The sequence below is a fragment of the Cohnella sp. GCM10020058 genome, from assembly GCF_042683485.1.
Taxonomy (GTDB): Bacteria; Bacillota; Bacilli; order Paenibacillales; family Paenibacillaceae; genus Cohnella.
This window is the reverse complement of record NZ_JBHUJV010000013.1, coordinates 219,601-233,681: the sequence shown is the minus strand read 5'-3', so window position 1 is coordinate 233,681 and position 14,081 is coordinate 219,601. Positions and strand designations below refer to the sequence as shown.

Here is a 14,081-nt window from a genome sequence, read left to right as displayed (position 1 = left end):
TCAAATGACCGCTTGGTCCCGCCATGTAACGCTGCACAGCGCCACTGTTCCGCAAATGACCGCTCTGTCCCGCCATGTAACGCTGTACAGCGCCTCTTTGCCCCGAATGCCTGCTCGGTCCCACCATGTAACGCTGTACAGCGCCTCTTTGCCGCTAATGCCCGCTCGGTCCCGCCATGTAACGCTGTACAGCGCACTTTGCCCCGATGGTCTGCTCGGTTCTTCCTTGTAACTCAACATAAAATGCAAAAAAGCGCGCGCAATGACGATGCGGCGCTTTTTTTTGCAAGCGGATACAAAATGCGTAGAATTTTAAAACCAGACCCGTAGAATCCTGGATTTTTCACCGGCAGCTCCCCCTATATACTTAGAGACATCAAGCGCAAGGCGCAACTATAGAAAAAGGGAGTGTCGATTTGCAGAGCGTATGGAACAACCGCTATCTTTATCTGTTCGTCCTCCCAGGCGTCGTCTGGTTTCTCGTTTTTGCCTATCAGCCGATGTACGGCGTGCTCATCGCCTTCAAGGACTACGACATCATTAAAGGGGTCTTTCGCAGCGAATGGGTCGGGCTGGCCCATTTCAGGGAGCTCTTCGGCAGTCCGAACTTCGAGGTGCTGCTGCGCAACACGATCGCGATCAGCGTGCTGAAGATGCTGTTCGGCTTCCCGGCTCCCATCGTGCTGGCGCTGCTGCTGAACGAGGTGCGCAGCCGGATGTTCAAGCGGCTGGCGCAGACCATCTCTTACTTGCCCTTTTTCGTCTCCTGGGTCGTCATTACCGGCATCTGGTACGATCTGTTCAGCGTCGACGGCGGCTTCGTCAATCAGATGCTGGCAAGCCTTGGGATCATCAAGGAGCCCATATTCTGGTTCGGCAACCCCAATTACTTCTGGGGCATGATTCTTGCCTCCGATATCTGGAAGGGCATCGGCTTCGGGACGATTATCTTCCTGGCCTCGATAACATCGGTCAATCCGGAGCTGTACGAATCGGCGGTCGTGGACGGCGCTAGCCGCCCGCGACAAGTGTGGCACATTACGCTTCCCGCGATCCGCGCGACGATCGTCCTGCTGTTCATTCTCAATATCGCGCATTTCCTGGACGCCGGCTTCGAGCAGATTTACGCGATGCAGAACAACATGGTTCTCGACCGGGCGGAAATTATCGATACGTACGTCATGAAGGTCGGGGTATTCCGCGCCAACTACGAGATCGCGACGGCCGTCGGATTGTTCAAGTCCATAATCGGTTTGATTTTACTCGTCTCCGCCAATTTTATCGTCAAGAAGTTCGGGGAAGATGGGGTATTTTAGAGCCATTCAGTCGAAGGATTCGAGGAGGTCACCATGAAGCAAACGCGCGGGGAAAAAGCGTTTCAATGGTTCAACTATTTGTTTTTGAGCGTTCTCTGCCTTACCTTTTTGTTTCCGTTCTGGCGAATCGCGGCGCTCTCGTTGAACGAGGGACTGGACGCGTCGCGGGGCGGCATCAACTTCTGGCCCCGCAAGTTCACGCTCGACAACTTTGCGGCCGTCTTTTCCAGAAGCGATATGATGAATGCGTATGCCATCTCGATCGGACGGACGATCATCGGGACGCTGCTCTCGATCGCTCTTGTCTCGCTGATGGCGTACGGCCTGTCCAAGCAGCGACTCAAGGGCCGCGGCATCATTAACGTGATGCTCATATTGACGATGTTTTTCAGCGGCGGGCTCATTCCTACCTATATGCTGTACAAGTCGCTGCACCTGCTCAACACCTTCTGGGTGTACATCGTTCCGACGCTTTACGGCGCCGCTACCGTGTTTATTTTCCGTTCCTTCTTCCGCGCCATGCCGCAGGAGCTGGAAGATTCGGCTCAGCTCGACGGCGCTAACGACTTAACCATCTTTTTCCGCATCGCGGTGCCGCTCAGTCTGCCGATATTCGCCACGATGGCGCTATTCGCCGCCGTCGGACACTGGAACGACTACCTGACCGCCGTGATCTACACGACTAACGAGCATTTGCTGCCGCTTCAGACGCTGCTGATGAAAGTCATGAACATCAATCAAAACGAGGCAGGCAATTTGGCATACGGCGTCGTGAATTTAAGCGATAACGCAAGACGAACCGTCACGGCCGAATCGGTCAAGATGGCCATGCTCATCGTCGTCGTGCTGCCCATCCTGTCGGTCTATCCATTCCTCCAACGCTACTTCGTGAAGGGAGTGATCATCGGCTCGTTAAAAGGCTAAAGAATCGGTTTCGAACAAATTCAAACAAGGGTGGTTGTCGTCAACATGAAAAAACAAGCAAAGCTGCTAGCGACGCTGATATCCGTCTCCATGCTCGGCGCCTCGCTCGCCGCATGCGCCAAAGACAACGGCGCCGCAAATAACAAATCCTCGGAGCCGGCTCCCGCCTCGTCTTCCGCATCATCATCGGCATCGGCATCGGAAGCGCCGCCCAAGGAAGAGCCGCTCAAGGTAAACGTCTTGATCATGCACACCTTCGACAACGCGCCGAAGGCAGACAACAGGATGCATCAGTGGCTGCTGGAAAACAAAAACATCGACATCCAAATCACGACCGCCAACACGAAGACGCCGGCGGATAAGATGAACACGATGCTGGCCAGCGGAGATATCCCCGATGTCGTCAGCATCCTGACGGACGACATCAACAACGGTATCGCCAACAAATGGGCGGAAGCGGGATATATCGTCGATCTCGACCCGTGGCTGTCCAAGTACCCGGATCTGCTGAAGTATACAGACCCGGACTACAACAAGGTGACCTATGCCAGCAAGAAGGACGGCAAAATGTATATGATTCCGGGCAATCCGGCCGCGAACAAAAACGTCATGCAGATGGTCGTCGGCCCGATGATCCGCGAGGACTGGCTCAAGCAAGTGGGCATGGCGCCGCCGACGACGACAGACGAGCTGTATGCCGTCCTGAAAGCGTTTAAAGAAAAAATTCCTGACGTGAACGGCAAGGCGATCATCCCGGCCTCCTTCGATAACTTTCGCCAGTTGTTTATGTACTCCTGGACCAAAAACTGGTTCGACCTGTCCGAAGACAACAAAACGCTGAACTGGTGGTTCAACAATCCGCACATCGTAGACTACATGTTGTTCATGAACAAGCTGTACAAGGACGGCCTGCTCGACAAGGAAACGATTACCCAGCAGCCTGCGCAGTACCAAGCCAAGCTCAGCTCGGGCCGCGTAGGTTTTACGCTCAATACGAACGGTCCGATGGATACGGCCAACGGCGTACTGAAGGCTGAAGATCCGGCGAAGCGCTTTATTCCGAATCCGCCGATCCAGGTGCCGGGTCTGCCGATGCCGATCTATCAGGAATCCAGCTTTGCGATGGCCCAGGCCTTGACCGTTTCCAAAAAATTCGCCGAAAACACGCGCAATATGGAGCGGTTGATGGAATTCCTCAACTGGAGCGTTAGCACCGAAGGCGCCACCATTCTGAGCACGGGCCCGGATGGCGAGTACTATGTCAAAAACGCGGACGGGCTGCTTGAGCCCAAGCCCGAGGTTAAGGAGCAGCAGGACAAAGCGGATAAAAGCTTCGAGACCACGACGGGCATTGCCTATTACAATCTGCTGAACGTGCCCGTCATTCCGCGCGTAACCGTCATGCCAGGCACCGATGAGTTCATTATGGCGCAGAAAACCTGGCTGCCGGCCGTCGGCGAGCAGAACGTGCCGTTCAACTTCTCCGGCACAGGACCGGAGTGGGATAAGCACTGGCCGGATCTGTGGCCGGAGATTAGCAAGTGGGAAGCGAAGGCGATCTTCGCCGACTCGGAGGAAGAAGTCCGCAAGATTACAAGCGACATGCTCGCAAACTTTAAAAAGATCGGCGAACCGGTCGTAACGGCCGAAAAGCTGAAGCTGATCGACGAATATGTTCAGAAAAATAAGCAGTAAGGCGGACGGATAAAAATGGAGCTAAAAGTCGTCGCGATCGGACTGCGGATTCACGGAGAATACGCGATCCAGGAAATATTGAAAGCGGAAGGCGTCAGCCTGGTTGCCATTATGGAGACGGAGGAACGCTGGCGCACGGTTGCGGAACGCTACGGCGTTCCTTTTTACCGGGATTATGCGCGCATGCTGGACGAGATCGACTGCAATACGGCCATCGTCTGCCTGCCGAACGATCTGAAGACCGATGCCGTCATCGAATGCCTGAAACGAGGCAAGCATACGATCTCCGACAAGCCGGTCTCGATTACCGAGGGAGAGCTGGAGCGGCTGGAGCGGCAGATCGCGGCCTCGGACGCCGAGTGCTCGGTCCTGTTGACCGAGCGTTTTAACCCGCTGTACGTCAAGGCCAAGGAACTGATCGATCAAGGCGCGATCGGCGACATCGCCGGCTGCATCATGATGCGGCCGCACGAGTCGACCGCCCAGCGCGAGGAGCCGTGGATGTACGAGAATGCCCGCAACGGCGGGCTGATCGTCGATCTGATGATCCACGATATCGATCTGGCCCTGTGGATGAGCCGCGGCGAAGTCCGCGAAGTGACGGCACGCTCGCTGCATACCCGCTTTTTCGCGGACAAGCCGGACTATGTCGACTTCGCACAGGCGCTGTTCGTCCTGGAAGGGGGCGTCACGGTCCACATCGAAGCAGACTGGCTGACGCCCCGGAATACGGCATGGGACTGCCGAATGTTTATCGTCGGCACGGACGGCACGATCGAGGTGCTGTCCAAGTCGGGCGAGGTCATCCTCTGCACGCACGACCGGAATCACCGCAATGTAATGGAGGAGGTTCGGGAGCAGGACAGCGTATGCCTGGATTTCGTGCGCAGAATCCGCGGCGAGCAGCCGCAAATTCTGTCCGTCGCCGATTGCGTCGCCTCGGCCAGAGCCGTCCTGCTGGCGCGCAGATCCAGCGAATCCGGACGGTTAGAATCCGCTAGATAAAGCCATTCATTCGATTGAATCGGAGGCTGCCCCATGAAGATGAACCGATTGCTGAAGATGCTCCTTATGCTCGCGCTGGCCGTATCCGGCTGGTCGGGCTTTCAGGCCAGACCGGCTGAGGCCGCGGCATTTCCCGTCATCTATACGTTCGATCTGCGGCAGGTGTCGGGGACGTTCAATACGGCCGAGTCCTACGATATCAAACTGTTCGTGTCGACGCTGCAAGGCATCGTCAATCAGAAGGGACCGCGGCTGTACGTCTACAATTCCTTCTATGTCCAGACGCCGTCCATTACGTCGTCCCAGGCGATGCAGATCGACGAGAAATGGCTGGACGCCTTTCGCAAGCCGGGACAATGGCTGAGCGAATACACGGTCACGCCGCTTGCATCGATCGAAGCGCTGGTCAGTACGTTCAGATCCGATCTGGCCGGGCTCGCCGTCTGGGACCCGAAGGTAGACGCGACCGCCAACGTCGCGACGACGATCGCGGGCATCGAGCGGACGCCGGCCGTCATGGGCGGCGGTCGCCTGTATGCCAGATTGACCGCCGCTCCCAACAGTCTGGCCGTCTCGCGGAACCTCGTCGGACAGTTCGCCGGCAATAATGCCAAGACGGATGCTTACGTATGGGCGAAGCAGCAGTTCCTGGATACGGGGCTGGCGAACGCGGGCGTTCTGGGCTACATTGAGGACGCCTATGCGAGGCAGCCCGCCACCCACTCCCAGGAATACACTTCGGTTCGTGACATCCTGGTCATGCGCAAGGGCTTCGTGTTCGACCTCAGCCCATGGGGCGACGAGCGGGCGTTCGACGCCCCCAATCAGACGCTGGGCAAGGATCTGGACACCTTCCTCGCCATCCTGCAATCGGCGTATACGATTTACGGCAGCAATAACATGATCGAGGTTTACGGCTTTTTCCCTTGGTGGGACAAATACTCGACCTATGGCGGCAAGGGCGGCCATACCGAATTCGAAGGCGAATGGAAGACGGTCGAGCACCTGTCCAAATATAACGCAGCCATCGTCAGCGTCATCGATACGATGGGCGACGCCAACATGTCGGTGCACTGGTGGGCGCCGGTCGCGACGGACCTGAAGCCTTCCTCCGAAGCGGGCAGCCGTCCCGCGCTTGCCAACAAGACGTACATTTTATGGGGAATGGGCGATCACGACGAATCGACCGTTCATTACCAGTTTCCTTATGTGTGGAATTCGGATCCGGCCCGGGGCAAGACGCCGATTGCCTGGAACATCGTGCCAAGCACGCGGAATGCGGGAGATCTGATGCAGTTCCTGTATGACACGGCGACCTCGAACGACTACTTCGTCGCCGGCGCGGGAGCGGCAGGCTATGTGAATCCCGATTACGTGCACGATGCTTCCGTGTGGCGCAATTGGAACGAGCGGCTCTACCGTTCGACGGGGTATACGATGTCGGGCTTTGTCCTGAACGGCAACGCAGGTCCCGTCACGCCTGCCTCGGAGGAATCTTATCGCTGGTTCTCCAATGATATGTCGCTTTTTTACAATCCGAATCTGAGCTCGCCCAAGCCGGATGTGCGCAGCACGAATATGGTCGTGATGGGCGACAACGTGCCGATCGCCAACAACGATGTCAACGGGCAGGCCGCTCACATCTATAATGTGACGGCGACGCTTGCCAGCCCGGGCACGACGCCGAACTTCTTGTATATCAAGCCGGCGTTTTCGTCCGTCGAATACATCAGCCAGGTGATGAAAAAAATTGTCGCCGAGCATCCCGAGTACAACTATGAGGCGGTCGATCCGTATACGTACGCTTCGCTGATCCGGCAAAAGGTCAAGGGCAGCGTGGCCAATGACGCCATTCTTTTGGACGCCCAGCTTCCGGACCAGATGATCGCGGGTCAGAAATATACGGCCGGCGTTACGGTCCGCAACGTCGGAACCGCAGCCTGGACGGAGGCGAATCTGTTCAGGCTCGCCGCGACCGCAGACAATACGCTGACCTGGAGCGACTTCCCGGACGGCGGCTACAGCCTGGCGACCGGCAATCAGCGGGTATTCCTCGCGGCGGCCGACAGCATCCAGCCGCAGCAGACCAAGACGTTCACCTTCCAGGTGCAGGCGCCCGCGACGCCGGGCAATTACTTGTTCGGAACGTCGATGATCAAGGACGGAACGGCCGTATTCGGCGACAACCGCAAGAAGACGGTCCAGGTCGTCGCGGCTCCGGCCCATGCGGCGCGGATCACCGCGGTCACGGTACCGTCCGCCATGACGGAGGAGCAGATATCTACGGTATCCGTCACGGTAAAAAATATCGGCACCGCCACCTGGACGGCCGCGGACAACTTCCGGCTGGCCGCGATTCCGGACCGCAACGAGGTGCTGTGGAGCGCGTTCGCGAGCGGCGGGTCGAGCAGCGGCGCAGGCATTCAGCGGGCCTACCTGAGCGGCACGGACAGCATCGCGCCCGGCGCGAGCAAAACGTTCAGCTTTTCGATCGCGGCGCCGCGCACAAGAGGAACTTATACGTTCGCGGTCGAAATGATCAAGGAGGGCGTGTCTCTGTTTGGAGATACCGGCGTCTACGATATCCGGGTAACGCCGGGCGGGGCTGCGGCCAAAGACGCGGTGAGCTTTAACGACGACATTCCCGAATACGTGGCGCCTGGCGCCGCGTTGCCCGTATCGGTGACGTTCAAAAACACGGGAACGAACGACTGGACGCGTGCAGGCAACTATACGCTGAAAAGCGCGGGAACCAATCAATTGACCTGGAGCGGTTTCCCGTATGGCGGCACGAGCGCCGGCGCAACCGATCAAAAAGTGTATATGCGGGCATCGGAGCGGATCAAAAACGAGCAGGCGAAAACCTTCTCCTTTTCGATCAACGCGCCGTCGACGCCGGGGGACTATACGCTCTCGATGCAAATGAACGACGGCACCTCGGGATTCGGCGTCGTTAAGACGTTTACGGTCCATGTGGCCGCGCCGCGCGACGCCAAATTCGCGGCATGGGACGTGCCGACGGTCATGGCTGCTGGAACCAAGGCTAATATTAGTATCGATGTGCAAAATGCGGGAGCGAACAGTTGGACGCAATCGGATTTGTACAGGCTCTATTCCGGTCCGACCAATCAGTTCGTTTGGGGAGACTTCGGCGTCGGCGGCTATAGCCTGAGCGCCGCCAATCAGCGCATCTTTTTATCAAGTACGGAGACGATCGCCGCCAGCCAGCGCAAAGGCTTCTCGTTCAGCATCCAAGCGCCTTCGACGCCGGGTACCTATACGCTCAGCGCAGGCATGGTTCAGGACGGCGTCGCGACCTTCGGCACCATAAAAACATGGACGATCAACGTGGTGAGCGGCTATGAACAGCGCGTGGACGTCGGAGCGACGGCAGCGTATACGGACGCGACCGGCAAGGTATGGGCAGCGGATCAGCCTTATTCGGGCACCAACACCTGGGGCTATACGACGTCTACAACCGCCGTCGATACGACGGGCGATACGATCGCAGGCACCGACGACCCGACACTTTATCGCACGCAGCGGTTTGGAGGGGGCGGCAATCCGTTCGCTTACAAGTTCAACGTTCCGAATGGCACTTACAAGGTAACGCTGGACTTCGCGGAATTTTTTTATAGCGCCGTCGGCAGCCGGGTGTTCAACGTCGACATCGAAGGCGTCAACATGTTATCCGGCTACGATCTGTTCACGGCCGCGCTGGGACACGATAAGGCACGCAGGTATGAGTTCAACAAGATCGCCGTAACGGACGGTGTGCTCGATATCGACTTCAGCGCGCTGACCGATGCGGCGGCCGTCAATGCGATTCAGGTCGTGCGGACCGGCTGACGGACGGCGATATCGCAGCTTACATTAAATAGTAGCGAGAGAAGGCGGGGATCGTCATGGGAATAACGAAAATCGGGATCGTCGGGACGGGCTCCATTTCCAACTATCACTTAAAAGCGTATCAAAAGAATATGGACGTCGAGATTTATGCGGTGTGCGACGTGAACGGCGAACGTGCGGCAGCGACGGCAGCGTCCTTCGGCGCTTCGGCCGTCTATACCGACTATGCGGCCATGATGGCGGACCCGCAGGTCGACGCGGTCAGCATCTGCACCTGGAACAACACGCATGCGCCTTTTGCCGTACAGGCGCTGGAGGCGGGCAAGCATGTCCTTGTCGAAAAGCCGTTGTGCATGACGGTGGAGCAGGCGCTGGAGGTGGAACGGGCGGTTGAGAAGAGCGGCAAGGTGCTTCAGATCGGCTACGTCCGCAGGTACGATCCGAACGCGCAGATGCTGCGTCAATGGATCGCCCAAGGCGAAGTCGGCGACATCTATTATGCCAAAGCATCGAGCCTGCGACGGCTCGGCAATCCGGGCGGCTGGTTCGCCGACAAGTCGCGCTCCGGCGGCGGTCCGCTCATCGATCTGGGCGTGCATATCATCGACCTGTGCTGGTACTTGATGGGGCGGCCCACGGTGAAGTCGGTCAGCGGCAACACGTACAAGAAGCTCGGCCAGCGCAGCCATGTCAAGGGCCTTACCTTTTACAAATCCGCGGACTACGATGCCGATTCCAATACGGTCGAGGACATGGCCAACGCCTTGATCCGCTTCGAAAACGGCGCCTCGCTGATGGTGGACGTGAGCTTCACGCTGCATGCGCGCAAGGACGAGGGGCTGGTGCGGCTGTATGGAGACAAGGGCGGGATCGAGATCGACCCTGAAGTGTTGCTCGTCACGGAGAAGTCCGATACGATCGTCACGGTGTCGCCGCAAACGGATCATGCGTCCTTCGATGCGGACCGGGCGTTCCAGAACGAGATCGACCATTTTATCTCCTGCTGCCGGGAGGGCCGGACGCCGGACAGTCCGGTGCAGGACGGCGTAGAGATGATGAAAATCTTGTGCGGTATCTATGAATCGGCCGAGCAGGGCAGGGAAATCTCGTTCGACTAATACACGCTAAGCGATGGTGTGCGCAACAATCCAAGGGGCGGCTCCTAGGTCATGCAAATGACCGGGGGGCGGCTCCTTCAGTTTGTCATGCTTCGCGCAACGGCCCGGTACATCGAGCGCTGCGACGCACCGAAGAACGCCGCATTTTGACGCAATCGCGCTTTACGGGTACGATGGTGAAAAACGAACACGCGCGAGCATCGGAGGAAATGGGCATGAACGTGACGAAAGGGGCGAGCGCGCTTAGACGCGTTGTCGGCCTGCGTACCGTGAAGACGGCGCTGGCCACGGTCGCGGCGATCTACGTCGCGATGCTTCTGCACGTGGATAATCCGCAAGCGGCGGGCATTCTCGCCATTTTAGGCGTCGATACGACCCGGTGGCGCGGCATTATGACGGTGTACGCGCGATTTGCGGCATCCGTCATCGGATTGGCCGTCGCTTCGGCGGTGTTCGTCCTGGCGGGATTTTACGTTTGGACGCTCGCGCTCTACATTTTGATCGCGTTTCCGCTGCTCACGCGCTTTAAGATGAAGGAAGGCATCGTGACCGGGGCGGTCATCGTTTTTCATCTCTTTCACAGCGGCGTCGTATCCTGGCATACGATCGGGACGGAGCTAGCCTTGCTTGCGATCGGGCTCGGCTCGGCAACGGTATTCAACCTCGTGTATATGCCGAAGCAGCGCAAATCGCTCGAATCGCTGCGCCAGACGACCGAGGATATGTTCGTCGCGATGCTGGGCGAGCTGGCCAAGTTTCTGCGGGACCCCGCGGCCGTGTGGGGCGGCGACGAGCTGCTCCTGGCGGAAGCGGCGATCGAGGAAGGCTTGCAGGCGGCGAAGCGTTCGCAGGAAAATCGGCTGAGCCGGCAGGACGAGCCGTGGCTGCTATACTTCGGCATGCGGCGCGAGCAGCTCGACATGATCCAGCTGATGATGGAGAATATCGCGTTCGTATCGTCTAGCGTGCCGCAATCCGAAGCGATCGCCTCTTTATTCGACCGGCTGACGCACGATGTGCGGTCCGAATTTTACGAGGGCAAGACCGAGCGCGCGCTGGACGCGCTCGAGCGCGAATTCAAGGCGATGCCGCTGCCGGCGACGCGGGAGGAGTTCGAGATCCGGGCGGCGCTGCTGCATCTGTGCAGAGAGCTGCGCAGATATTTGACCGTCGGCCGAAGAGGGAAAATGCGCAGGTCTTCATGAACAAGGACCGGCATACAATCATAGAGACGAAGCGTCAATGCAAGGATACGTTTTTGTCACTCTAGACGAATGTCCTGCATAGACTTTAATTGAATTGATTGTATGGAGGAGGTCATTGCATGACGCTCGCGGATAAACGGCTGCAGCGAAGGGAAATCATCACGAAGGCAGTATGCGGCAAGGGCCGCAAATTCTCGACGATTACCCATTCGGTCACGCCGCCGCACCATCCCACCAGCATTCTCGGGGCATGGATCATCAATCACCAGTACGAAGCGGTTCGTTCGGGTGACGGCATCGAGGTGGTCGGGTCTTACGATATCAACATCTGGTATTCGTACGACAAGAACTCCCAGACCGACGTCGCCAAGGAGACGGTCTCGTATTCGGAGCTCGTGCCGCTCTCGTATGTAGACCCTCGCCATCGCAGCTCCACGGAAGAGGTCTCTGCGGATGCGACGCAGGAACCGAATTGCGTGGAAGCGTTGATCGGCGGAGGCGGTACTTCCGTGCTTATTCGCGTGGAGCGCGAATACGCGGTCGAGATGGTCGCGGAAACCAAGGTTTGCGTGGTCGTGGATCCGAACTACTTCGAAGACGGCAAGGATGCGGACTTTGCACTGGACGACGGCGATTACGAAGACCTCGATGCCGATCTGCTTGAAGACGATCTGTAAGCGGCCCGCTGCGGCCGGTACTTATGTCTATGCAGAAGCGATGGAATTGTCGAGGGCGGATGCCTGCTTCGTTCGGTAAAATCGTCTCGATGCCGGAAAAAACGCGCGGATCGCTCGGGCCTAAGCCCGGCGGCGATTCCGGCCGCGGTCCCGGCGCAGGGGCAGGGACAGAGTCAGGGAAGGGTCATCCGGCTTCGACGTACAACCGTCGGCGGGACGGCCCTTCCCGTGTTGTTTAGGGGGGAAGGCGATGGGGGGATCCGGCTCGAAGCGAGGCAAGGGCAGGGCGGGAGTCATCGGCAGCGTTATATCCGCGGCGGACGAAAGCTGTGCGGAAAGCCGTCAGGCTGCGCACGGGACGGTATGGGTTGACGGAAAATGCGCGGTGGCCGAGCTGTTGACGGCTGCGGGGCTGAAGCGTCTTGAAGCTAACAGTCGGCCGGGTTCTTCGGACGTGGTCATTCGCCTGTCGGGTGCAGGCGAGGGCATCGTGCGTACGGAAGCAGGCGCTTCCGCTGCCGGACATGCAGAGGCCTGGACATGGAACGCCAAGGCAGGCGCGGTCGGTTCGCTGGCGCCCGCGGAGCTCGACCGGCGGCTCTTGCGGGAGGGGCTGTCCGCGGCGATACGAAGCGGCGCTCCGGTGGGCGGGAATGCAGGCTGGCGACGGGGAGACGAGCCGCGGGGCACGCTCCGCGTCCCGTCGCGGACGTACGTCGTCACCGTCTTCGGCCTGGCCGCGCCGATCGTTCGTCCGGCGCCCGGCGAGCATGCGTCGGGGCGCGAGCTGGTCCGCCGGCTGGGCAGAGCGTCCGCGCGCGCGCTCTACGCCCTCGGGCTCGAGCTCGGCACCGTGACCTGGCAGGTCGACGGATCGGGCCGGCGCGGCGTCATCGTCGGCCTGGATGCGGCGATCGGCGTGACAGACGAACCGGGCGGGCGCAGCCTGTGCGAGGCCGCATCCGCATTCGTCGCGGCGTGGTCGGAAGAGGCCGCGGAAGGCATGTTGGAAGCGCTCATCGGCGCAGATCCGGAGTTTGTCATGCTCACGGATGCCGGGCGCATCGTGCCGGCCTCGCGGTACTTCGGCCCGGGCGAGCGGACAGGAAGCGATTCGGTCGTCGTACGGGGCGTGCAGCGGTGGCCGCTCGCCGAGCTGCGGCCACGGCCGGCGCGGGACCCCGCCGTGCTGGCGCAGCGCATCCGGCGCCTGCTGCAGGATGCTTCCGCGCGAACGGCCGGCGCGGGGCTGCGCTGGCGCGCGGGCGCCGCGCCGGTCAAGGGCTTGCCGCTGGGGGGGCATCTGCACTTCAGCGGCCTTGCCCTTACGGCCGAGCGCCTGCGGGCGCTCGACAACGCGCTCGCGCTGCCGCTTCGGCTGCTCGAGCCGGCCGGTGCCGGCCGCCGCCGGCCGCGCTACGGCGCGCTCGGCGACTTCAGGTCGAAGTCGCACGGCGGCTTCGAATACCGGACGCCGCCGAGCTGGCTCGTATCGCCGCGGCTCGCGCTCGGCGTCCTGTCGCTCGCGAAGCTCGCGGCCGAGCATGCGCGCGAGCTGTCCGGCAGCCGGCCGCTCGACGACGACGGGCTGCGCGACGCCTTTTATGAAGGCCGGACGGCGCCGCTGCGGCGGGCGGCCGCGGCGGTGCGCGGCGCGCTGGAATCGCTGCCGGCTTACGCACGATACGGCGAAGCGATCGGTTTTTTGTTCGACGCGATCGAGGCGGGCAAGGTGTGGGACGAGAGCGAGGATATCCGGCGCAGATGGCGGATCCCGGAGTGACGCCGGGGAAGCGGACGGTTGAATGGCGGAGCGTGCAGTATCGGACGCGCAATAGCGGTAGGCGGCTAGCGGCAAACGCGAAGCCGCTTTTTTTAATGCTTAAAAGCGTATAAAATGTCTTTCCTTCCTGACGCGGGCTGCGGCGCCAATAGGAAATTTGCGGGGCGGAAACCTGCATTTATACATGTATTTTCTGCCCGCCGACGCTGCTTGGTGAAATACCTGCAAATGTGCATGTAAATTTAACGAATAAGCTGAATGCCAGTCTGATGGAGGAAAATACCTGCGTATTTGCATCTTTTCTTCCCAAAAGGGTCAACATCGTCGAAATTAGATGTATATTTGCAGGCATTACGCAATAGATCGGTGCAGGTGACGAACGGCCGACCCGACTGAACAATTGTCGGATGAACCGTCGATAGGCGTTCCGCGGCGAATCGGTTCGGATATCCGCCAAACTTAAAAGACTATACGGGCGGTCTTGGATCATCCCTGACCGGTTTGCTTCA

The 14,081-nt window shown here is 59.4% G+C and carries 10 protein-coding genes; 9 read left to right on the top strand and 1 reads right to left on the bottom strand.

Translation table 11 applies throughout. The annotated features are described in order from the left end of the window. Positions 1 to 240, bottom strand: coding sequence for a hypothetical protein (locus ACFSR7_RS22470; protein WP_378165440.1), 240 nt, complete (start codon positions 238 to 240; stop codon positions 1 to 3). Between the two features lie 176 nt (positions 241 to 416). Here ACFSR7_RS22470 and ACFSR7_RS22465 point away from each other — a divergent pair, with 176 nt between their 5' ends. The 9 genes from ACFSR7_RS22465 (at position 417) to ACFSR7_RS22425 (ending at position 13,572) form a co-directional block, all read left to right on the top strand. Next, positions 417 to 1,316 (top strand): ABC transporter permease, encoded by a 900-nt coding sequence (locus ACFSR7_RS22465; protein ID WP_378121348.1) that lies wholly within the window; start codon positions 417 to 419, stop codon positions 1,314 to 1,316. Between the two features lie 33 nt (positions 1,317 to 1,349). Beyond that, positions 1,350 to 2,240 carry a carbohydrate ABC transporter permease gene (locus ACFSR7_RS22460; RefSeq protein WP_378165438.1) on the top strand — a complete coding sequence of 297 codons (891 nt, stop codon included), beginning with the start codon at positions 1,350 to 1,352 and terminating at the stop codon, positions 2,238 to 2,240. A gap of 45 nt (positions 2,241 to 2,285) precedes the next feature. Further along, the gene (locus ACFSR7_RS22455; protein WP_378165437.1) at positions 2,286 to 3,935 is read left to right on the top strand and encodes an extracellular solute-binding protein; all 1,650 of its coding nucleotides are present in this window, start codon (positions 2,286 to 2,288) and stop codon (positions 3,933 to 3,935) included. A gap of 15 nt (positions 3,936 to 3,950) precedes the next feature. Further along, complete coding sequence (locus ACFSR7_RS22450) at positions 3,951 to 4,940, top strand: Gfo/Idh/MocA family protein (protein WP_378165435.1); 990 nt, start codon at positions 3,951 to 3,953, stop codon at positions 4,938 to 4,940. Between the two features lie 33 nt (positions 4,941 to 4,973). Further along, positions 4,974 to 8,789, top strand: a complete 3,816-nt coding sequence (locus ACFSR7_RS22445; protein WP_378165433.1) for a malectin domain-containing carbohydrate-binding protein — start codon at positions 4,974 to 4,976, stop codon at positions 8,787 to 8,789. 56 nt (positions 8,790 to 8,845) lie between these two features. Then, a complete protein-coding gene (locus ACFSR7_RS22440) occupies positions 8,846 to 9,907 on the top strand; it encodes a Gfo/Idh/MocA family protein (protein ID WP_378165431.1) in 1,062 nt (353 codons plus the stop codon). Between the two features lie 215 nt (positions 9,908 to 10,122). Next, positions 10,123 to 11,112 carry an aromatic acid exporter family protein gene (locus ACFSR7_RS22435; protein WP_378165429.1) on the top strand — a complete coding sequence of 330 codons (990 nt, stop codon included), beginning with the start codon at positions 10,123 to 10,125 and terminating at the stop codon, positions 11,110 to 11,112. Between the two features lie 119 nt (positions 11,113 to 11,231). Then, positions 11,232 to 11,789: an outer spore coat protein CotE gene (locus ACFSR7_RS22430; RefSeq protein WP_090112635.1), complete on the top strand. Its 558-nt coding sequence runs from the start codon at positions 11,232 to 11,234 to the stop codon at positions 11,787 to 11,789. Positions 11,790 to 12,039: 250 nt separating this feature from the next. Further along, positions 12,040 to 13,572, top strand: a complete 1,533-nt coding sequence (locus ACFSR7_RS22425) for a putative amidoligase domain-containing protein (RefSeq protein ID WP_378165427.1) — start codon at positions 12,040 to 12,042, stop codon at positions 13,570 to 13,572. The last annotated feature ends 509 nt before the right edge of the window (positions 13,573 to 14,081 follow it).